Origin of the sequence: Nocardia colli (genome assembly GCF_008704205.1) — a bacterium.
Taxonomy (GTDB): Bacteria; Actinomycetota; Actinomycetes; order Mycobacteriales; family Mycobacteriaceae; genus Nocardia; species Nocardia colli.
In genome coordinates, this window is the sequence record NZ_VXLC01000013.1 from 1 (window position 1) to 20,037 (window position 20,037).

Sequence of the window (20,037 nt, forward strand, 5' to 3'; positions counted from 1 at the left end):
TGCTGCCCCCTAGCCCCTCGAACGATTGATGCGGAGAGGCTATCGAACGCCACCGACAAGAACCAGCCTTCAATTCGATCTCGTGCCAGACTGGCGAATGTGACGGCACTGGACGCGGTTTCGATCATCACGACCAAGCGGGACGGCGGCGAGCTGTCGGATGCGCAGATCGACTGGGTGGTCGATGGATTCACCCGCGGGGCGGTGGCGGACGAGCAGATGTCGGCGCTGGCGATGGCGATCGTGTGGCGGGGGATGACGCGGCGGGAGACGGCGCGGTGGACGGGGGCGATGATCGCGTCGGGTAGCCGGCTGGACTTCACCGATCTGCCGCGACCGACCGTGGACAAGCATTCGACCGGCGGGGTGGGGGACAAGATCACGCTGCCGTTGGCGCCGCTGGTCGCCGCCTGCGGCGCCGCGGTGCCGCAGCTGTCCGGGCGCGGACTCGGGCACACCGGCGGCACGCTGGACAAGCTCGAGGCCATTCCCGGGTGGCAGGCGGATGTTTCGGTGCCGCGGATGCGCGAGATCCTCGCCGACCCCGCGATCGGCGCGGTGGTGTGCGCGGCGGGCGCCGATCTGGCGCCGGCCGACAAGCGGCTCTACGCGCTGCGCGACGTCACCGGCACGGTCGAATCCATCCCGCTGATCGCCAGCTCGATCATGAGCAAGAAGATCGCCGAGGGCACCGCGGCGCTGCTGCTCGATGTGAAGGTCGGCGCGGGCGCGTTCCTGAAGACCCTCGACGGCGCCCGCGAATTGGCCACGGCCATGGTCGAATTGGGCACCGACGCTGGGGTGCGCACGGTGGCGCTGCTGACCGCGATGGACACCCCGCTCGGCCGCGCCGCGGGCAATGCCCTGGAGGTCGCCGAGTCGGTCGAGGTGCTGGCCGGTGGTGGTCCCGCCGACATCGTGGAGCTCACCATCACGCTGGCGCGTGAGATGGTCGCCCTGGCTGGACTCGACATCGATCCCGCCGACGCGCTCGCCGACGGCCGGGCGATGGACCAGTGGCGCGCAATGATTCACGCGCAAGGCGGTGACCCGGACGCACCGCTGCCGACGGCGAAGCACACCGAGATCGTGCGGGCCGAGCGCGATGGCGTGCTGACCCGTCTCGATGCGATGAGTGTCGGCGTTGCTGCCTGGCGCCTCGGCGCGGGCCGGGCCCGGCAAGGCGATCCGGTCCAGGCCGGTGCCGGTATCGAAATGCACGCTAAGCCAGGTGATTCCGTGACCGCGGGCCAGCCACTGCTCACCTTGCACACTGACACCCCGGACGCGTTCGATGGCGCTCAGGCTGCATTGGCCGATGCTTTCACCATCGGCGACTTCACCGAAAAGCCCTCCACCCCATTGGTACTCGGCCGAATCGAAGCCTGAACTACCTGCTGGGAAGTCGAATCAGCTTGCCGCACAACGTCTGCGTAGCGATCAGCGACGGCTATGAATAGGCGACGCTGAGCACATCTCCAGCACCTAGGTCCGCAACCGTCGAGGTAACGAGGCGACGCGCGCGAATTGGTTTGGGGCGCACAGGATCGTCGACCGGTCGTGCGCGATCGGCAATGGTGCGTGCGGAATCGACGAGCCGTAGCTCTCGTTCGGCCATCGATGTGCACCTGCGGTTGCCTCAGAACAAACCTGGCGTATGCAGAACTGTGTGCTGATCGGCACGGCGATTTCGCACTGTGCGATGCCGCACAGATCTGCCGTTTGCGCCGGTCAGCGCAGTGCCCGGGTGTCCAGGTGTGGGCGGGCACAGGGTGACTCGGCAACGAGATGGTTGCCACTTCCGCACTCGGGTGCCGATCCAGCCCGGTGCGGCTACCGTCGTTACATGACTGGACCGACCGCATTGACCCTTGCCTCGATCCGACAGGCGCCAAAAGCGCTGCTGCACGACCACCTCGACGGTGGTCTACGGCCCGCGACGGTGCTGGAGCTGGCCGCCGAGTGCGGTTACGAGGACCTACCCGCCAACGACGAGGCGGCACTGGCCGCCTGGTTCCGGGACGCGGCCGACAGTGGATCGCTGGAACTGTATCTGGAGACCTTCGCGCACACCGTGGCCGTCATGCAGACGCCGGAGGGCCTGCGCCGGGTCGCCCGCGAATGCGCGGAAGACCTGTCCTTGGACGGCGTGGTGTACGCCGAGGTGCGTTTCGCCCCTGAACAGCATCTCGAACGCGGACTCACCCTCGACGAAGTGGTCGAGCACACCCTGGAAGGTTTCCGGGAGGGCGAGGCCGCGGCCGCCGCGGCAGGCCGACCGATCGTGGTCACCTGCCTGCTTACCGCCATGCGGCACGCGGCCCGCTCGCGCGAGATCGCCGAGCTGACCGTGCGTTTCCGCGATCGCGGCGTCGGCGGCTTCGACATCGCCGGCGCGGAGGCCGGGTACCCGCCCAGCCGGCACCTGGACGCGTTCGAATACATGCGAGCCAATAGCGCGCACTTCACCATTCACGCGGGCGAGGCGTTCGGCCTGCCGTCGATCCACGAGGCGCTGGCCTTCTGCGGCTGCGACCGGCTCGGGCACGGCGTGCGGATCACCGACGACATCAGCGTGCCCGGCGCGATCGAGGACGCGCGCCTCGGGCTGGTCGCGAACTATGTGCGGGACATGCGAATTCCGCTGGAGCTGTGTCCGTCGTCGAATGTGCAGACCGGCGCGGTGCCCTCGCTGGACAAGCACCCGTTCGACCTGCTGGCCCGGCTGCGCTTCCGGGTCACGGTGAACACCGACAACCGGCTGATGAGCGACACCAGCATGAGCCAGGAAATGCTCAAGCTGGTCGATACGTTCGGCTACGGCTGGAGCGATCTGGAGCGCTTCACCATCAACGCGATGAAGTCGGCGTTCATCCCGTTCCCGGAGCGGCTGCGCATCATCGACAACATCATCAAGCCCGGGTACGCGGTACTGCTCGGATAACGAAGGAGCCGGCGCGACCGGTTCCCCGTGAGCCATGTCTCGTCCGCCGGACGGGGCGGAAGTCCCGGGGCGCCGGTTCGCTAGCGTGGCTGAGCATGGCGACATTGCAGATCCCCAGTCGGTTCAACGGCCCGCCCAATTCGGGTAACGGCGGCTACGTCGGCGGACTGCTCGCCGAGCGGCACGGGGACGCCGCCGTGACGGTGATCCTGCGCAGCCCGCCGCCGCTGGACACTCCGCTGGAGGTTCGGGAAGGTAGCCTCTACGACGGCGACACCTTGGTCGCGGAATCCCGGAGCGGCGAATTCGACCGGGACACACCGCAATCCGTGCCGTTCGCGACCGCGTCGGCCGCGGCGAGTTCCTACCAGAGCAACGAGATGTTCGCGTCCTGTTTCGTCTGCGGCACCGGCCGCGCCGACGGGCTGCGCATCGAGGCGGGCGCGGTTGGCGACGGCCGGGTGGCCGCACCGTGGATCCCCGACGATTCGCTCTCGCTCGGTCCGGCCGTGCTGTGGGCCGCGATGGACTGCCCCGGCGGCTGGTCGCTGCCCGACATGTTCGACCGGCCCGCCCTGCTCGGCTCGATGACCGCCGCCGTGCACGACCTCCCCGAGGTCGGCGAACCGTGCGTGGTCATCGGCGAGAACCACGGCGAGCAAGGCCGCAAGTCGTTCTCGTCCACCGCCGTCTACGGTGCCGACGACCGTCTGCTCGGGCGAGCCGAGCAGATCTGGATTCGGCTGAAATAACCGCTTACTGCTGGTTGAGCCGGGCCTCGAAGTTGCGCTCGAGGTCCCGCCAGGACTGGGCCTCCGCGGTGAACGGCGGGTTCGGGGCCATCCGGCTCGGGTCCGGGTTGAGCAGGTACGAGACGTACCAGCCGAGCGGATTCGATTGGGCCAGGGCCTGTTCCACGGTGTCGTCGCCGGCGTAGTCGGACGCGTCGGTGAACAGTTCGACCGCCAGATCGAGCTGTTCGATGTCGACCGCCTCCGGGCCTTCGGACAGGTCGTCGGCGAGACCCGGCAGCACGTAGACGTTCTCGTCGGTGACCTCGACCTCGAGCGAACCGTCCACCGCGGCGGTCTGCACGTCGGCGAAGGTGCTCACCCGGGACAGGTCGTGTTCGTGGTCGTCGGCCAGGTACCTGGCCAGGGCGCGCTCCGAGGTGAACACCGTGATGGTGTTGTCCGTGCCGAGGAAGATCGGCTCGTCGTCGAGGTAGCAGCGCAGGGTGAAGTAGGTGCCGTCCGAGGCGATGATCTTGACCGGGTCGATGCCGACCTCGTGCCAGAACGACTCGTCCTCTTCGTCTTCGTCCTCGTCGTCCGCGTCGAGGTCGACGGGCTCGAACTCGTCCTCCTCGTTGTCCGCGGCGTCGTCGGCGTCGACCACGTTCTCCTCGGCGGCCAGCAGCTCCGCCTCGGCGACGGCGACGGCTTCCGCGTCGACCTCGGGGGTGTGCACGACGGAGTCGATGGCGTCCAGGACGTCGTCCCAGCCCTTGGCGATGGCGGCGCCGATCTGGTCCCAGAGTTCCTCGCCGTCGCGGCCGATGAACGCGTTGATCCCGCCGGGCAGCGCGCCGAGCACCGGATGCGACCCGAAGAACTTGGTCACCGTCTCCAGCTCGCACACCTCGCCGATGTTGCGCACCATGCCGAGGGTGTCTTCCAGCTCGGCGATGGCGTCCACATCGGGCTCGCCCGCGGCCAGCTCCGGCACCGCGACCAGATCGAAGGAGAAGTTCTCCTCCGGCTCCAGTTCGACCGCCGACAGCCCGGCGACGACCTTCCATGCCGGATGCTCGACGAGGTCGTTGTCGGAATTGGTCCGGATGAACGCGGCCAGCTCAGCAACGGTCTCGAAACCGTAGAGGGAGTCCTCGTGTCCGAGGAACGCCTCCCACTCGTCGTCACCGTCTCGCCAGCGCGGTGCCCACAGGGTGACGAGATCGCCGTCGGTCAGGCCGAGCTCGATCGGGACGATGTCTCCAGAAGCCATGAGCGGAAGCCTATCGACCTTCCGCGTCAGGCACTATCCGGCCCGCCCCCAATCGTTCCTTTGGCGTCGTCCGCCCCGGGAACGAATGACTCGTTCAGTGTCGCAACGACCTTCGAGCGCTGGTTGCCCGCGTCCTCCGCGGCCTGCCTGCACGCCCAGACGATCAGCTGTCCGACCTCGGCCGGTGCCAGCGAGGTGACGGTCTCCGCGAGGCTCAGCGCGACCAGTGCGCCGTCGCTGTCCACCTCGACGGTGACCGAGCCGTCCTCGGTGGTGTGGCGTCCGCGCACCTGCTTGAGGCCGTACAGCGCGGCCTCGAGCGCCTCCAGCTTCTGCGTCGCATTGGCGACGAGAGCATCCATCTCCGCACTCATGCCTGCGCCTCGCTGACGCTCGGCTCCGGCATGAGTGCGGGGGCAGCTGTGCTCATTGTTCGCTCGCTCCGCTCGCTCATACTGGCCTCATCCAGGTCGTAGGTCCGGTGTCCGCGTCGTCGATGCGGTCCAGCTCGTCCACCGCGGCCTGGCGGGTGGGCAGGCCGAGCCGGTCCAGGATGTCGGCGGGCATGCCCGCCTCGGCCAGCAGCTCGCGCCGGCGCGCCTTGGCGGCGACGGTGGAGCGCTTGGTCAGGCGCAGGATCTCGTTGGCGAGACTCTGTGCGCCGTAACGGTATTCGCTGCGCTCGAACTTGATTTCTACCGGCATGCCCTGATCCGTGGCGCGCACCGAGATGGTGCCCGACCGGTTCGTGCTGCCCGCGACCGTGACGTTGGGAACCGTCGGTTGCTGCGGGTTCGTCATGACGTCGGCCTATAAAAGCCGTGGAAGCCCATCCCTGAGTTCTCCGTTCGAATCGAGCTGATCTGGACCGGGTCGCCGGCCTCGACGAATTGTCCGTTGCCGATCACCATGGCGACATGGCCGTCCCAGATGGCCAGATCGCCGGGCATGAGGTCGCCGGGGGAGACCGAGGTGCCGGTGGCCTGATCGGCGGCCAGGCGGGGCAGGTCGACGCCCGCCTCGCCGTAGGCGTATTTGGTCAGGCCGCTGCAATCCAGGCCGGCGCCGGGGGTGTTGCCGCCCCACACGTACGGGGTGCCGACCGCGCTGATCGCCGAGCGGACCGCGGTGGCCGCCTTCTCGTTCGGCGCCTCCACCGTGCTGCCGTCGGGCAGGGTGATCTTCACGCCCTTGCCGTCGCTCGGCATGCCGGACGAACCGGTGTCGATCTTGGGGCTGCTCGGCGAACTCGGGGTGCCGGAGGTGGTTTTCGACGAGGTGGTCGTCGAGGACGGGATCGCCGACATCGCGGTGCTCATCAGGCTGCTGGCCATCGAACCGGCGCCGCTGAGCGCGCTGGTCGCGGTCGAGGCGAGCTGCTGGACACCGGCCGTGGTGGTGGCGGGGGTGCCGGCCAGCGAGGTGGTGGGCGGCGCCGGGGTGAGATCGGTCATGGAGGCGGTGTGCGTGCCGAGTTCGTTCTGCACCCGGCCGACCACGTTGAGCGCCTGGCCGAGGTGGTCGATCGCGGAACCGACGATCATCGTCAGCCCGGCCGGGGTGGCCAGCGCGGGGCCCGCGCTCGCCGCGGTGTTCACGAACGACTGGGCGATGCCGGCCAGATCCTTCTGGCCCGATTCGACCTCGGCCGCGGCCTGGTTCACCACGGTAGCCATGTCGTTGCCACGGTCGGAGATGGTGGCCGCGGAGGTCTGCACCCGCAGCGCCTTCGCGGTCGCCGCGTCGGCGGCCTGGCCGTCCCACGCGGTGTTCATGCTGTTGATGCCGTCGCGACCCAGCTGGTGGATCTGGTCGACGGCGGTCGACGTGCTGCGCAGCGCGTCGGACGGGCCGCCGGTCGGCAGCACGCCGGAGCCGAAGCTCTCGAGCAGGTCGAAGATCGGCTGGGCCAGCGCGTTCAGATCGATCACCGGCTCACCCGTTCAATTCGGTGGCCACGCTCTGCAGCGATCCGGCATGGTTCAGGTCGGTCTCGGTGAGCACCGTGGCCGCGCCGGTGGTGGCGACTCCCATGCTGGTGAGCACCGCCGACAGCTGACCGATCGAGGCGACGTGCCCCGCGTGCGCGGCGGCGTAGGCGGCCATGAAATCGCCGCCGATCAACCCCATGATCGGGCCGAGCAGCGCCGGTTCCGCCGCGACCGCGCTGGCCCCGGCCGTAGCCATTTCCCCGGCCATCACATGGGCGGTCGCGCCATAGGCTGCGATGCCCTCGGTGTCCGCCGACATCTTCCGCATCAGAGCTTCCCCCATCTGTTGTTCCCAGGCAGAGTACGTCATTCACTTGGTTCGACGCGCCCTCTTCCCGTTCGGTTCCCACCGATGCGAAAAAACTTTCGGGTGGAGCCTGGGCGGTGGGTCCGCTGGTCACTTTATCGTTCCCTTTATGCGTACTCACACCGTGGACCATCCGCTCGCCGCCGCCCTGTTGACCACGATGCGAGACGAGCGGACCGACAATTCCGCCTTCCGCTCGGCACTGCGCGACCTCACCCGGATCCTCATCTACGAAGCGTTGCGCGCGGCGCCGGTCGAGCACTTCGAGATCACCACCCCGGTGCAGGCGACCCAGGGCATCCGGCTGGCGCAGCCGCCGCTGCTGGTGCCGGTGCTGCGGGCCGGCCTCGGCATGCTCGACGTGGCCGCCGAGCTGATCCCCGACGCCCGGATCGGCTTCGTCGGCATCGCCCGCGACGAGGAATCCCACCAGCCGGTCCCGTACATGGAATCGCTGCCCGCCGACCTGGCCGGGCTGCCCGTCTACGTGCTCGACCCGATGCTGGCCACCGGCGGCTCGATGCTGCACACCCTCGAACTCCTGATCGCCCGCGGTGCCACCGACATCACTGCGGTCTGCGTCGTCGCGGCTCCGGAAGGCGTTGCCGCACTGACTGATTCAGGGCATCCGGTAAACCTCGTCACCGCCGCCGTCGACACCGGCCTGAACGAGAACGCCTACATCGTCCCCGGCCTCGGCGACGCGGGCGACCGCCAGTTCGGCCCGCGCTAGCCTGCGATGGGACCGGCTCCCGCCGGCGCTGTCACCCGTCCTTCGTGCGGGTGAACAGCTCCAGGTGGGAGCACTCCTCGCAGCGGTAGGCGTCGACCAGCCAGTGGGTGCGGCCGGTTCGTTTGGCGCCCCAGAAGCCGATTTCCAGCGGCCCCTCGACCCAGCGGGCATGGCCGCGGGAACTGTCGCCGGAGTCCTCGATATAGCCGGGCAACAGGCCCTCGCTGCCGCAGTGGGTACAGTGCATCGCCGTCATCATCTGATGATGCCTGGCTGTTCAGAGCCCCTGGCAGTATTCGCGTAATGCGGAAAGGTGTTGTCCCGCAGTTGTCCTGGCGGCGGGTAGTCCGGCCGCCGACTCGACGGGGGTGAGCACCTCGAGATAGCACTTGAGTTTGGGCTCGGTGCCGGACGGGCGGACCACGATGCGCGAGGTGGCGCCCTCGAAAATCAGTGCGTCGGTGCGCATGCGGCTGCGCACCTGGAGCAGGTCGCTGTACTTGACCGCCTCGCCGGCGATCGCGTCCGGCGGGTTCGCGCGCAGCCGGGCTACCACGTCCGCGGCGGCCGCCGCCGAATCCAGCCGCAGCGACACCTGATCGGTGCTGTGCAGGCCGAACTCGACCGCGTAGTCGTCGAGTCGGTCGGCCAGCGTGCGCCCCGCCGACTTCAGCCGGGCGACCAGGTCGGCGGTCAGCACGGTGGCCGAGATGCCGTCCTTGTCCCGGACGGTGGCCGGGTCGACGCAGTGCCCGATCGCCTCTTCGTAGGCATAGACCAGGCCGTCACCCGCGCGGGCCAGCCATTTGAAGCCGGTGAGCGTTTCCGCGTACCGGGCGCCGCGGGCAGGGGCGAGTTTGGACAGCAGTCGCGAGGACACGATCGTGGTGGCCACCAGCGCGTCCGGCGGCGCGGTGCGCAGCACGCAGTCGCCGAGCAGCACGCCGGTCTCGTCGCCGCGCAGCATTCGCCAGGTGTTGTCCGGCAACGGAATTCCGACGGCGCAGCGGTCGGCGTCCGGGTCGACGGCGATGGCCACGTCCGCACCGATTCGAGTGGCGAGGGCCAGCAGCAGATCGGTCGCGCCGGGCTCCTCCGGGTTCGGGAACGCGACGGTGGGAAAGTCGGGGTCGGGCTCGAACTGCTCCTCGACCACGTGCACGTCGGTGAATCCGGCCGCGGCGAGCGCCTTCACCACCAGGTCGCCGCCGACGCCGTGCAACGGTGTCAGGGCGATCCGGATCGCGGACCGCGCACCCTCGCCGCCGATCACCGACGGCAGCGACGACACCCGATTCAGATAGCGCTGCACCACGTCGTCGCCGGCCGGGGCGACCGGAGTGCGCGCGACCGGTTCGGTGACCGCGTCGATGCATCGTTCGATCTCGGTGTCGGCCGGCGCCAGCAGCTGGGAGCCGCCGTCGAGATAGACCTTGTAGCCGTTGTCGGTCGCCGGATTGTGCGACGCCGTGATCTGCACGCCCGCGACCGCGCCGAGCTCGCGCACCGCGTACGCGACCACCGGCGTGGGCAGCGGACGCGGCAGCAACGTCACCGGAAAGCCCGCCGCGGCAAAGATTTCCGCCGTCGCGGTGGCGAATTCGGCGGACCCGTGCCGCGCGTCCCGGCCGACGATCACCGCCCCGCCACCGAGGCACCGCCCGCGCAGCCACTCCACGATCCCGGCGGTGGCCCTGGTCACCGTCGTCACGTTCATGCCGTCCGGACCGTCCTGGAGCGGTCCTCGCAGACCGGCGGTGCCGAAGCGCAGCATCTACACCCGTTCCAGCACGCCGCGCAGCAGCTTGCCCAATCGCGGTGCGGCGGCGTGGCCTTCGGCGAGCACCTCGGCGTGCGAGAGATGCCCGCCGGTGACGCCCGCGGCCAGGTTGGTGACCAGCGAGATACCGAGCACCCGGGCGCCGAGCGCGCGACAGGCGATGGCCTCCAGCACCGTGGACATGCCGACCAGGTCGGCGCCCATGGTGCGCAGCATCCGGATCTCGGCCGGGGTCTCGTACTGCGGGCCGGTCAGGCCCGCGTACACGCCTTCGGTCAGGCTGGGGTCGATTTCCTTTGCCAGGGAACGCAATTCGGGATCCCAGGCGTCGACGAGGTCGACGAAGGTGGCGCCGGTGAGCGGGGTGCGTCCGGTGAGGTTCAGGTGATCGTTGATCAGCACCGGCTCGCCGACCCGCAATCCCTCGCGGATGCCGCCGGCGGCATTGGTGAGCAGCACGATCTCGGCGCCCGCCGCGATGGCCGCGGCGACCGGGTGCACCACATCGGCGGGCTGGTAGCCCTCGTACAGATGCTGGCGGCCCATGAGCAGCAGCGCGGGTGTATCGCCGACGGTGACCGAGTGCACCATGCCGCCGTGGCCCTGCGCGCTCGGCGTGCCGAACCCGGGCAGCTCCGGCATCGGCACCGACGCGACCGGCGTGCCGATCTCCGCGGCCGCCTCCTGCCAGCCCGAGCCGAGCACCACCGCAACCCGGTGACGCGGCACTCCAGTACGTTCGGCGATCGCCTCGGCGGCCTGTTCGGCAAGCATGTAGATCACTGTATTGGATTGCGCCGCCGGGGCTCCGCTGTCCGCGACCTTTCGTTGCTGCCCGTGCTCAGGTCGGTCCGGCTGGTAGCTGGGCCGCGAGCAGCTCTCGAAGGCGTCGTGCGCGTTGGTAGCGGTCCGCGCGCGCAGCGGTCGAACCTGAGGTAGGCACCCCCGGCACAAGATTGCTACCCGCGAGTAGGAGTGCTGCCGCGGGCCGGATATTCTGCACGCATGCCGTATCTGGAACGTGATGGGGATGTGTTCGTCGTCTACCTCGGAAGCGAGGGACAGACGGACAGCGAGAACCGCTTCCACCCGGACTGGATCGACGAATTCCACGGCCTGCTGGACAAGGTCGAGGACTCCGACGGCCCGGCCGCGCTGGTCACCGTGGCGACCGGCAAGTTCTACAGCAACGGCCTCGACACCGACTGGCTGTTCGGCAACCTGGACAAGTCGCACGGCTACCTCGACCGCGTGCACTCGCTCTACACCCGGTTGCTGCAGTTCCCGATGCCGACCGTCGCCGCGATGAACGGCCACGCCTTCGGCGCGGGCGCGATGCTGGCCACCGCGCACGACTTCCGGGTGATGCGCGCCGACCGCGGCTTCTACTGCCTGCCCGAGGTGCACCTGGGCATGCCGTTCACCGTCGGGATGAACGCCCTGCTCACCGAGCGGCTGAGCAACCAGGTCTGCGTGCAGGCGATGACCACCGGCCACCGCTACCCGGCCGACGAGGCGATCGCCGCGGGCATCGTCGACGGCAAGGCCGACGCGGAGTCGTTGCTGGCGACCGCGGTGGCCAAGGCCGCGGCATTGGCGAGCAACCGCAAGCCGAACCTGCCCGTGATCAAGCGCGCCCTGCACGCCAAGGCGCTGGCCGGTCTCGCGGTGCAGACCACCCCGGAAAACCTCGCCTTCGCCACGAGCTAGCCGGACGGCCGTTCGGTCGGTTCGCCACTCCGGACGACGACGCCGTGTGGTCCGCTGGACGGATATGCGCTGCGCCCGGTTTGCGGCCGAGTGCAACACTGTGTTCCATGCCACCACCGCGCAGCGGGCACCAGGAATCGCGCATCGACGATGACGTCGCGCGCGCCGATGCCATGCAGCAGTCGGACGCGGCGATCAAGGCCGCGCTCGACCAGCTGATCGATCTTTCGCACTCGATTCACGCCGAACCGGAGCTCGCGTTCGAGGAGACCAGAAGCGTCGCGAAGATCATCGCGCCGCTCGCCGAACGCGGCTTCGAGGTCGCCACCGGCGTGGCCGAGTTACCGACCGCGTTCCGCGCGAGCTTCGGCAGCGGCCCGCTCACGGTCGGCATCTGCGCGGAGTACGACGCGCTGCCCGGCATGGGACATGCCTGCGGACACAACATCATTGCCGCCTCGGCGGTCGGCGCCGCGCTCGGCCTGGCCGAGGTCGCCGACGCGCTCGGGCTCACCGTGCTGGTGCTCGGCACGCCGGCCGAGGAGAGCGGCGGCGGCAAGGTGCTGATGCTCGAACGCGGCGTATTCGACGACGTGGCGATGGCGATGATGGTGCACCCCGGGCCGTTCGACATCGCGGGCGCGCGCTCGCTGGCGATGGCCGACCTGTCCATCGTGTTCCACGGCCGCGAGGCGCATGCCAGCGCCGCGCCGGAACTGGGCCTGAACGCGGGTGACGCGGTCACCGTCACCCAGGTAGCTCTCGGATTGCTGAGACAACATCTCCAGCCTGGCCAGCAACTTCACGGTATAGTCGGCGATGGTGGCGTGGCCCCCAACATCGTGCCCGGACGTGCGGAACTGCTGTATTACCTACGCGCAGTCGACTCCGCATCTCTCGACAACCTGATGCGACGAGCGTCGGCGTGTTTCGAGGCCGGTGCCCTTGCGACCGGCTGCACCCAGGAAATCCGGACTGTCGCGCCGACATATACCGAGCTGACACCCGATCCGGCGTTACTGTTTGCCTACCGCGAGCAGATAACCGGTCTGGGACGAGTGCCGATCGCACCCGAGCTCGAGGCACAGCGGCCGCTCGGAAGCACGGACATGGGCAACGTCACCAACGTCATTCCGGGCATCCACCCGGTCATCGGCATTGATGCCGGTGGCGCGGTGACGCACCAGCCCGGCTTCGCCGCGGCGAGCGTCAACGCTTCGGCGGATCGTGCGGTTGTCGATGGTGCGCTCGCACTCGCGCGTACCGCGATCACCGCTGCCGGCGATGAAGAACACAGGGACAGGTTGTTGCAACGGCTCGTTCAACGACAGGAGGACATTCGGTGAGCACTACCGGCCGTTCGGCGGAGCGGGCGACGGGAATCGACGCCGGGGCATGCGCCCTGGCCGAAGACCCGGCGGACATCGTATTGCCGAACACCGTAGGAACAGGTTTGGGATCAGTAGAGGGCTGGCTGGCCGAGCACGCGTTAGACCTCGTGCAGTTTCGCCGGCACATCCACGCCAACCCGGAACTGTCCCGCACCGAGTTCGCCACCACCGAATTCGTCTCGTCCTGGCTGATCAAGGCAGGTCTCACGCCGCAGCCGCTGCCCGGCGGCACCGGCCTGATCTGCGACATCGGGCCGGAGGGCCCGCGGATCGGCCTGCGCGCCGACATGGACGCGCTCCCGCTGCAGGAGTTCACCGGCCTGAGCTTCGCCTCCACCGTGCCCGGCGTCTCGCACGCCTGCGGCCACGACGCGCACACCACGATCCTGCTCGGCACCGCGCTCGCGCTGGCCGAGGTGCCGGAACTGCCGGTCGGTGTGCGGCTGGTGTTCCAGCCCGCCGAGGAGGTCATGCCGGGCGGCGCGATCGACGTGGTCGCCACCGGTGCGATGGAGGGTGTGGAGCGGATCTTCGCGCTGCACTGCGATCCGCGCCTGGAGGTGGGCCGGGTCGGCATCCGGGTCGGCGCGATCACCTCGGCCGCCGACACGATCGAGCTGGTGCTGGACTCGCCGGGCGGGCACACCTCGCGCCCGCATCTGACCAGCGATCTGGTCTACGCCATCGGCACCGTGATCACCGGCCTGCCCGGTCTGCTCAGCCGCCGCATCGATCCGCGCACCAGCACGGTCATGGTGTGGGGCGCGGTCAGTGCGGGCAAGGCGCCCAACGCGATTCCGCAGACCGGCATGCTCACCGGCACCGTCCGCACCGGCGATCACGCGACCTGGTCGCTGCTCGAGCCGATGGTCCGCGAGATCGTCGACGGCCTGCTCGCCCCGACCGGCGTGCGGTACCAGCTGAACTACCGGCGCGGCGTGCCGCCGGTGGTCAACGACGAACAGTCCACCCGGATGTTCGAGGACGCGATCCGCAAGGTCGGTCCGGACGCGCTGGCCGACACCATGCAATCCGGTGGCGGCGAAGACTTCTCGTGGTACCTGGAGGAGGTGCCCGGCGCGATGGCGCGCCTGGGCGTCTGGTCCGGGCACGGCGAGCAGCTCGATCTGCACCAGCCGACCTTCGACCTCGACGAGCGGGCGCTCGCGGTGGGTGTGCGGGTGCTGACGAATATCGTGCTCAACGCGCGCTGATTTCGAAACCTGCGACGTGGTCGGCCCTTTCGGGTCGGCCACGTCGTTTCGTTTGTCAGCCGAAGTTGCCGGGGCCTACGTTGCGGCTGTTGCGCGTGCGCAGGGAATGCACGTAATCCTCGGGCGCACCGGCCTTTTCGGCCGCGTCCGCGATGACCCCGATGTAGCGGGCAGAGGGCAGGCCGCCCTCGTACGCGTCCAGCACGTACAGCCAGGACAGCGTGGGATCGGCGCCGCTCTCGCTGCGGGTGACGCGCAGCCGGATCTTCTTGTGGATCCCGAAGTCCGAACCCTCCCAGCGATCCAGTCGCTGTTCGTCTTCCGGCGACACGTCGTAGAGGACGACGAAAACCCGGGAGCCGGGCTCCTCGACCACGGTCGCCAGCGGCCCTTCCCAGCCGATGTCGTCACCAGCGAAGGTGAGCCGCCAGCCCTCCAACCAGCCCGTTCCGGACATGGGCGAGTGCGGACAGCGCTCGAGCATCTGGGTTGAGTCCATGTTGGACCCATAGGCGGCGTAGATCGGCACCAGAGAAGGGTAGCCAATAACATCGAGGGATCGACTCTATCCCGGCCAGATGCGGTATTCCTGTGGCGCGTTCCGGGCGCGGCGACCGGGTAGAACCGGCATCGCGTAGCGATTCCGTGGGGGGAGGTGGCCGGGCGGCGGGTGGGCCAGCCTCGCCCGATAACGTTGACAGGTACCGGAGATCCCGGTGCGCAACCAGAAGCGGAGGTATCAATGACCCGCATAGCGATCATCGGTGGCGGACCGGCCGGTTACGAGGCGGCGCTGGTGGCGGCCCAGCACGGTGCGTCGGTGACGCTGATCGATAGCGACGGCATCGGCGGGGCTTGTGTGCTCTGGGACTGCGTCCCTTCGAAGACCTTCATCGCGTCTACCGGCGTGCGCACCGACCTGCGCCGCGCCCGCGATCTCGGCATCACCCTCGACCCGAACCAGGCGACCGTGCAGCTGGCCGAGGTGAACGGCCGCGTCAAGGCGCTGGCGCTGGCCCAGTCCTCCGACATCCGGTCCAAGTTGCAGACCGTCGGCGTCACCGTGCTGGCCGGTCGCGCGGAGCTGACCGACGCGTCCACCGGACTGGCCGCGCATCAGATCCTGGCCAAGCTGGCCGACGGCACCGAGACCACCATCGAGGCCGAGGTTGTGTTGATCGCCACTGGGGCGAGCCCGCGCGTGTTGCCGGGCGCCGAGCCCGACGGTGAGCGGATCCTCAACTGGCGTCAGCTCTACGACTTGGAAGAACTCCCGGAGACCCTGGTGGTCGTCGGTTCCGGCGTCACCGGCGCCGAGTTCGTCTCCGCGTACACCGAAATGGGTGTGCGGGTGCGGCTGGTCTCCAGTCGCGACCGGGTGCTGCCCGGCGAGGACGCCGACGCGGCCCTCGTGCTGGAGGACGCGCTCGCCGAACGCGGCGTCGAGCTGGTGAAGCACGCGCGCGCCGACGCGGTGGAGCGCACCGCCGAGGGCGTGGTGGTCAAGCTGTCCGACGGCCGGACCGTCGCCGGGTCGCACGCGCTGATGACCGTCGGCTCGACCCCCAATACCGATGGCCTCGGCCTGGATCGGGTCGGCATCGAACTCGACCGCGGCGGTTACCTGCGGGTCGACCGGGTCTCGCGCACCTCGGTGCCCGGCATCTACGCGGCCGGCGACTGCACCGGCCTGCTGCCGCTGGCCTCGGTGGCCGCGATGCAGGGCCGGATCGCGATGTACCACGCGCTCGGCGAGGGCGTCAGCCCGATCCGGCTGAAGACGGTGGCGTCCGCGGTGTTCACCCGCCCGGAGATCGCCACGGTCGGCGTCAGCCAGACCGCGATCGATAACGGCGAGACGCCGGCCCGCACGGTGATGCTGCCGCTGAACACCAACCCGCGGGCCAAGATGTCGGGCCTGCGCCGGGGTTTCGTGAAGATCTTCTGCCGCCCGGCCACCGGCGTGGTCATCGGCGGCGTGGTGGTGGCTCCGATCGCGTCCGAGCTGATCTTGCCGATCGCGCTTGCGGTGCAGAACAATCTGACCGTCAACGATCTGGCGCAGACCTTCTCGGTGTATCCGTCGCTGACCGGCTCGGTGACCGAGGCGGCCCGGCAGCTGATGCGGCACGACGACCTGGATTGATGCCGCGGCGGAGGTGATCTGGGGATCAAGATCGACGCCTCACCGGATTCGCCGCGTCGACCTGGGTTGAATGGTCTTGCGGTTCAGCGCGGTTCGTGCAGTCTGAAGTTTTCATTCACATTGCTCATCAGGCCTACATATGGTTCACTTCCCGCAGAGATGCGATCGGCGGGCGGTCGCGTGGTTCGGTGTTCGGGGGGATGGATCTTTTTCCCAGTCGACACGTCGAACGACCTTCGCGTCGTTCGACGACCGGGCGTCTCGTCAGAGACAACTGAGTGTGACTGAACTCCAGGTCACACCCGGGAAAGGGAATACGAAAAGTGAAACATCGTAAGCCGAGTCGGGCGCAGCGAGCGATGGCGAGCACCTCGTTGCCACTGGCCGCCGCGGCCGCTGTGGCCTCTCTCTTGGCAGCGCCGGCGGGGGCCGCTCCTGGTGATCCGAGCATTCCACCCACCACCGCGCCGCCGAGTCCTTCGCCGGCCCAGCCGGGAGTAGTGACCCCGGAGACGCCACCGAGTCCGGGCACCGCGACGCCGGGTCCGACCAATCCGCAGCAGCCGCCGAGCCAGCCCGGCGTCACGACGCCCGGTCAGCCGGGTGTGAATACGCCGGATCCGGTCATGCCGAATCCGAACAAGGATCCGAAGCTGGCCCAGCCGACCCAGCCGGGTGTCACCACCCCGCGCGTCGCGCCGCTGCCGGTGCCGGGTCAGTCGAACCAGCCGCAGCCGGCGATCGTGCCGGATCAGCCGGGTGACCAGAAGCCGGGTCAGCCGGGCGCGGCCACGCCGGCGCAGCCGGGCACCCAGACCACACCGGGCACCCCTGGCACCCAGACCACGCCGAGCACCCCGGGTACCCAGACCACCCCGGGCGATCAGAACAATCAGGCCCAGCAGCCGGAGACGCTGGTCCAGCCGCAGCAGCAGCCGCGCTGGCAGTCCCCGCAGTTGCAGGCGGCCCCGCCGGCGCCGGTCGTCGAGATGACCGGTCCGCACCAGGAGATCGGTGCGAACATCGACGGCGGCGCGGTGCTGCCGGGCTACGTGGCCAACACGCATCACTTCAACAACGAACACGGCTACGTCGGCACCATCGGATACAGCACCCCGGCCGGTGCCGGTGAGGCCGGCGTGTCGGTCGAATACGTCGACGCCAACACGGTCAAGGTGACCACCTACACCGGCGGCGTCGGCCTGGCCGACAACAAGACGATCTCCGTTTTCGACACCACCCAGGCCAACCTGGCCAAGGCGGCGGTCGAGGACTGGATCAAGGAACAGCCGGGCGGTGCCGCAGCGCTCGAAGCGGCCGCGCAGGTTAAACTTCCGCTGCAGCCGGGCGATCTCGCTCCGCAAACGGTCGACGTGGGTGGTGTCACCACCCAGTGGGGTGGTTCACTCCAGTACTGAGACTGACTGGGGCTGATTCGACGGGTGGGGCGGTCGTTCACGACCGCCCCATACGCGTGTCTTGGGGAAAGGATTGGGTGTGACCTCCGAGGGTGATCCGAGGGAGAAGGAATCCGACGACCAGTCCGCGTCGGATTTCGGCCCCCCGGTGGGTGAATTCGGCCCGCCTGTCTCAGAATTCGGACCTCCCGTCTCGGAATTCGGTCCGCCGGTCTCGGAATTCGGTCCGCCCATGGGGGATACGGGTCCGCGCTGGCAGGTGACGGAGCAGACGGGTGACCATCCCGAACTGGTCTGGCGCCCCGCCGCCGATGCGGGCGCGACCCCGCCGCCGCCCCCGCAGTACCGGGCGCCGGACTCGACGGCGTTCCCCGAACCACGGCCCGCACCGCCGGTTCCGCCGCGGGTGCCGCCGGTCGATCGGGAGCCCGACGCCGACAAGGACTCGTGGTGGACCCGCCCCACCGACACCGGCAGCGTGCCCAAGCCGCCGCCGCTGACCTCGCCGAGCCTGTCCTGGTCGGATGATCCGATCGCGAAGATGCTGACCCCGGCCACGCCGGCCGCCCCGCCGGCTCCGGAGCGGAAGTCCGGCTCGCACACCGCGCGCAACGTGCTCGCGGGCATCCTCGCGGTGGTCATCCTGGTCGGGCTGACGGTGACCGTGATCATGGTGTCCAAGGGCGGCAACGACAACCCGGTCCCGCCCGCCGCGAGCAGCAGCGCGGAGAAGAGCTGCCCGGCGGACAAGACCGGCAAGGTGACCATCGGCAACGGCAACGGCGACACCAGCAGCGGGGCCAATGCGATCCTCGGTTTCCAGTACGCGTTCTATGTCGAGCGCAGCGGTGAGCGGGCACGGCGGTTCGTCGCGCCGGACGCGGAGAACGTCTCGCCCGCCGATGTCATCCAGGCCGGCATCGACACGGAGGTTCCGGTCGGGACCAAGCACTGCCTGCGGATCTCCGAGGTGGGCAGCGACACGTTCAACGTGGACCTGACCCAGCGCAAGCCGGACGGCACGGAAACGATCTATCACCAGACCATCACCACCGTGATCCGGGACGGAAAGGTGCTCGTCTACTCGATCAAGCCGCGGGAGCCGTGACCCTTCTCAATATATGGGAAACATGTTTCATATATTGGTAGGCGATATGCGAAAGTAGAATTTCGCATATCGTGGCGTCCGTTCGGAGGTTCCCATGTCGCCGACCATCCCACCGCTCGCGGCCAAGCTGGGCGGATTGCAGAGTTCGGCGATTCGTGACCTGCTCAAGCTCACCACGCGCGCGGAGATCATCGGCCTGGCCGGCGGGTTGCCCGACGCCGAGTTGATGCCGCGCGAGCGGATCGCGGTCGCGGCCGACGCGGCATTGCGCAGCGCGGGGCCCTTGCAATACACCGAGTCGCCCGGCTGGCGGCCGTTGCGCGCGGTGCTCACCGAACGCGAATCGGCTCGACTCGGCCGGACCGTAGACCTCGACGAGGTCTTCGTGACCCACGGCTCGCAGCAGGCGCTTTCGCTGCTGGCGGAGGTGCTGCTCGACCCGGGTGCGCTGGTCGTGGTCGAAGATCCGGCGTATGTCGGTGCGCTGCAAGTCTTTCGGGCCGCCGGTGCGCGAATCGTCGCGGTGCCACTGGATGCCGAGGGTATGCGCACCGATGTGCTCGCGGACCTGCTCGCCCGGGGCGAGCGTCCCGCCGTGGTGCACACGGTGAGCAACTTTCACAATCCCGGCGGCGTGACCATGAGCCCGCAACGCCGCGCCCATCTCGCGGAACTCGCTGACGCACACGGCTTCTGGGTGATCGAAGACGATCCCTACGGCGAGCTGTGGTTCGACACCCCCGCGCCCGCGCCGGTGGCGACCTACTCCCGCAACGTGATTCGACTGTCCAGCGCCTCGAAGATCCTCGCCCCCTCGCTGCGCGTCGGCTGGATGGTCGCCCCCGACCCGGTGTGCCGCGCGGTGGAATTGCTGAAACAGGGTGCGGACCTTTGCGGTTCGGCGCTGACCCATCAGATCGCCGCCGACCTGCTCGCCGACGAGGCCTGGCTGACCGCGCACGTCGACCACGTGCGCACCGTCTACGGCACCCGCGCCAAGTCCCTGGTGCACGCGGTGCGCACCCGCTTCGGCGATCGCGTGCACTGCACCGACGCGACCGGCGGCATGTTCGTCTGGGCCGACTTCACCGACGGCACCGACACCCAGGCGCTGCTACCGCGTGCCCTCGAAGCCGGCGTCGCCTACGTCCCCGGCTCCGCCTTCGCCGTCGACGGCGGCTACCGCAACTCGATGCGCATGTGCTTCACCACTTCCGACGCCGCGATCCTGACCGAGGCCGTCGATCGTTTGGCCCGAGCGGCCGGATAGTCAGTCGGCCTGAGTCGT

20 protein-coding genes are annotated in these 20,037 nt (G+C 69.0%); 11 read left to right on the plus strand and 9 right to left on the minus strand.

The window, feature by feature from the left end; all coding sequences use genetic code 11:
• Positions 1-99: 99 nt before the first annotated feature.
• From F3087_RS24030 to F3087_RS24040, 3 genes are all read left to right on the plus strand, one after another.
• Positions 100-1,389 (plus strand): thymidine phosphorylase, encoded by a 1,290-nt coding sequence (locus F3087_RS24030; protein WP_150404296.1) that lies wholly within the window; start codon positions 100-102, stop codon positions 1,387-1,389.
• 457 nt (positions 1,390-1,846) lie between these two features.
• Positions 1,847-2,944: an adenosine deaminase gene (locus F3087_RS24035; RefSeq protein ID WP_150404297.1), complete on the plus strand. Its 1,098-nt coding sequence runs from the start codon at positions 1,847-1,849 to the stop codon at positions 2,942-2,944.
• 95 nt (positions 2,945-3,039) lie between these two features.
• Positions 3,040-3,696, plus strand: coding sequence for a hypothetical protein (locus F3087_RS24040; RefSeq protein ID WP_150404298.1), 657 nt, complete (start codon positions 3,040-3,042; stop codon positions 3,694-3,696).
• Between the two features lie 4 nt (positions 3,697-3,700).
• Here the strand turns inward: F3087_RS24040 and F3087_RS24045 are convergent, their stop codons facing one another.
• The 5 genes from F3087_RS24045 to F3087_RS24065 form a co-directional block, all read right to left on the minus strand.
• Positions 3,701-4,951, minus strand: coding sequence for a primosomal protein (locus F3087_RS24045; RefSeq protein WP_150404299.1), 1,251 nt, complete (start codon positions 4,949-4,951; stop codon positions 3,701-3,703).
• A gap of 26 nt (positions 4,952-4,977) precedes the next feature.
• Complete coding sequence (locus F3087_RS24050; protein ID WP_150404300.1) at positions 4,978-5,325, minus strand: YbaB/EbfC family nucleoid-associated protein; 348 nt, start codon at positions 5,323-5,325, stop codon at positions 4,978-4,980.
• Between the two features lie 76 nt (positions 5,326-5,401).
• Positions 5,402-5,752 carry a hypothetical protein gene (locus F3087_RS24055; protein WP_150404301.1) on the minus strand — a complete coding sequence of 117 codons (351 nt, stop codon included), beginning with the start codon at positions 5,750-5,752 and terminating at the stop codon, positions 5,402-5,404.
• Positions 5,749-6,882, minus strand: coding sequence for a C40 family peptidase (locus tag F3087_RS24060; RefSeq protein ID WP_150404302.1), 1,134 nt, complete (start codon positions 6,880-6,882; stop codon positions 5,749-5,751). Before F3087_RS24060 ends, F3087_RS24055 begins: the two co-directional genes overlap by 4 nt.
• 4 nt (positions 6,883-6,886) lie before the next feature.
• Entirely contained in the window at positions 6,887-7,210 is a 324-nt protein-coding gene (locus tag F3087_RS24065; protein ID WP_150404303.1) for a type VII secretion target, read from the minus strand.
• A 148-nt stretch (positions 7,211-7,358) separates the two neighbouring features.
• Here F3087_RS24065 and upp point away from each other — a divergent pair, with 148 nt between their 5' ends.
• Entirely contained in the window at positions 7,359-7,982 is a 624-nt protein-coding gene (upp, locus tag F3087_RS24070; protein ID WP_150404304.1) for a uracil phosphoribosyltransferase, read from the plus strand.
• A gap of 31 nt (positions 7,983-8,013) precedes the next feature.
• Here upp and F3087_RS24075 read toward each other — a convergent pair whose 3' ends face one another.
• From F3087_RS24075 to F3087_RS24085, 3 genes are read right to left on the minus strand one after another with little or no spacing between them, the layout of a single operon-like run.
• On the minus strand, positions 8,014-8,238 hold the full coding sequence (locus F3087_RS24075; RefSeq protein ID WP_150404305.1) for a hypothetical protein: 225 nt from the start codon (positions 8,236-8,238) through the stop codon (positions 8,014-8,016).
• Positions 8,239-8,259: 21 nt separating this feature from the next.
• The gene (locus F3087_RS24080; protein ID WP_150404306.1) at positions 8,260-9,756 is read right to left on the minus strand and encodes a phospho-sugar mutase; all 1,497 of its coding nucleotides are present in this window, start codon (positions 9,754-9,756) and stop codon (positions 8,260-8,262) included.
• Positions 9,757-10,536 (minus strand): purine-nucleoside phosphorylase, encoded by a 780-nt coding sequence (locus F3087_RS24085; protein WP_150404307.1) that lies wholly within the window; start codon positions 10,534-10,536, stop codon positions 9,757-9,759.
• Positions 10,537-10,767: 231 nt separating this feature from the next.
• Between F3087_RS24085 and F3087_RS24090 the strand changes: the two genes are divergently transcribed.
• The 3 genes from F3087_RS24090 to F3087_RS24100 all read left to right on the plus strand — a co-directional run bounded on the left by F3087_RS24090 (position 10,768) and on the right by F3087_RS24100 (position 14,077).
• Positions 10,768-11,472 carry an enoyl-CoA hydratase-related protein gene (locus F3087_RS24090; protein ID WP_150404308.1) on the plus strand — a complete coding sequence of 235 codons (705 nt, stop codon included), beginning with the start codon at positions 10,768-10,770 and terminating at the stop codon, positions 11,470-11,472.
• Positions 11,473-11,645: 173 nt separating this feature from the next.
• Complete coding sequence (locus F3087_RS24095) at positions 11,646-12,818, plus strand: M20 family metallopeptidase (protein ID WP_150404363.1); 1,173 nt, start codon at positions 11,646-11,648, stop codon at positions 12,816-12,818.
• A gap of 107 nt (positions 12,819-12,925) precedes the next feature.
• Complete coding sequence (locus F3087_RS24100; RefSeq protein ID WP_150404364.1) at positions 12,926-14,077, plus strand: M20 family metallopeptidase; 1,152 nt, start codon at positions 12,926-12,928, stop codon at positions 14,075-14,077.
• Between the two features lie 55 nt (positions 14,078-14,132).
• On the opposite strand, the gene F3087_RS24105 is transcribed toward F3087_RS24100, so the two are convergent.
• On the minus strand, positions 14,133-14,606 hold the full coding sequence (locus F3087_RS24105; RefSeq protein ID WP_150404309.1) for a gamma-glutamylcyclotransferase: 474 nt from the start codon (positions 14,604-14,606) through the stop codon (positions 14,133-14,135).
• A 213-nt stretch (positions 14,607-14,819) separates the two neighbouring features.
• Here F3087_RS24105 and F3087_RS24110 point away from each other — a divergent pair, with 213 nt between their 5' ends.
• The 4 genes from F3087_RS24110 (at position 14,820) to F3087_RS24125 (ending at position 20,019) form a co-directional block, all read left to right on the plus strand.
• Complete coding sequence (locus F3087_RS24110) at positions 14,820-16,223, plus strand: NAD(P)H-quinone dehydrogenase (RefSeq protein WP_150404310.1); 1,404 nt, start codon at positions 14,820-14,822, stop codon at positions 16,221-16,223.
• A gap of 500 nt (positions 16,224-16,723) precedes the next feature.
• The gene (locus F3087_RS24115) at positions 16,724-17,641 is read left to right on the plus strand and encodes a hypothetical protein (RefSeq protein WP_223885299.1); all 918 of its coding nucleotides are present in this window, start codon (positions 16,724-16,726) and stop codon (positions 17,639-17,641) included.
• Positions 17,642-17,873: 232 nt separating this feature from the next.
• Positions 17,874-18,749, plus strand: coding sequence for a hypothetical protein (locus F3087_RS24120; RefSeq protein WP_223885300.1), 876 nt, complete (start codon positions 17,874-17,876; stop codon positions 18,747-18,749).
• Positions 18,750-18,843: 94 nt separating this feature from the next.
• A complete protein-coding gene (locus tag F3087_RS24125; protein ID WP_150404312.1) occupies positions 18,844-20,019 on the plus strand; it encodes an aminotransferase-like domain-containing protein in 1,176 nt (391 codons plus the stop codon).
• The last annotated feature ends 18 nt before the right edge of the window (positions 20,020-20,037 follow it).

What these genes read in the sequence shown, in the direction of transcription:
- F3087_RS24080 (WP_150404306.1), bottom strand. Translation starts at nt 9,756, where the DNA reads ATGCTGCGCTTCGGCACCGCCGGTCTGCGAGGACCGCTCCAGGACGGT.
- F3087_RS24035 (WP_150404297.1), top strand. Translation starts at nt 1,847, where the DNA reads ATGACTGGACCGACCGCATTGACCCTTGCCTCGATCCGACAGGCGCCA.
- F3087_RS24095 (WP_150404363.1), top strand. Translation starts at nt 11,646, where the DNA reads ATGCAGCAGTCGGACGCGGCGATCAAGGCCGCGCTCGACCAGCTGATC.
- F3087_RS24090 (WP_150404308.1), top strand. Translation starts at nt 10,768, where the DNA reads ATGCCGTATCTGGAACGTGATGGGGATGTGTTCGTCGTCTACCTCGGA.
- F3087_RS24110 (WP_150404310.1), top strand. Translation starts at nt 14,820, where the DNA reads ATGACCCGCATAGCGATCATCGGTGGCGGACCGGCCGGTTACGAGGCG.
- F3087_RS24045 (WP_150404299.1), bottom strand. Translation starts at nt 4,951, where the DNA reads ATGGCTTCTGGAGACATCGTCCCGATCGAGCTCGGCCTGACCGACGGC.
- F3087_RS24050 (WP_150404300.1), bottom strand. Translation starts at nt 5,325, where the DNA reads ATGAGTGCGGAGATGGATGCTCTCGTCGCCAATGCGACGCAGAAGCTG.
- F3087_RS24085 (WP_150404307.1), bottom strand. Translation starts at nt 10,536, where the DNA reads ATGCTTGCCGAACAGGCCGCCGAGGCGATCGCCGAACGTACTGGAGTG.
- F3087_RS24055 (WP_150404301.1), bottom strand. Translation starts at nt 5,752, where the DNA reads ATGACGAACCCGCAGCAACCGACGGTTCCCAACGTCACGGTCGCGGGC.
- F3087_RS24125 (WP_150404312.1), top strand. Translation starts at nt 18,844, where the DNA reads ATGTCGCCGACCATCCCACCGCTCGCGGCCAAGCTGGGCGGATTGCAG.
- F3087_RS24120 (WP_223885300.1), top strand. Translation starts at nt 17,874, where the DNA reads ATGGGGGATACGGGTCCGCGCTGGCAGGTGACGGAGCAGACGGGTGAC.
- F3087_RS24065 (WP_150404303.1), bottom strand. Translation starts at nt 7,210, where the DNA reads ATGCGGAAGATGTCGGCGGACACCGAGGGCATCGCAGCCTATGGCGCG.
- F3087_RS24040 (WP_150404298.1), top strand. Translation starts at nt 3,040, where the DNA reads ATGGCGACATTGCAGATCCCCAGTCGGTTCAACGGCCCGCCCAATTCG.
- upp (WP_150404304.1), top strand. Translation starts at nt 7,359, where the DNA reads ATGCGTACTCACACCGTGGACCATCCGCTCGCCGCCGCCCTGTTGACC.
- F3087_RS24075 (WP_150404305.1), bottom strand. Translation starts at nt 8,238, where the DNA reads ATGACGGCGATGCACTGTACCCACTGCGGCAGCGAGGGCCTGTTGCCC.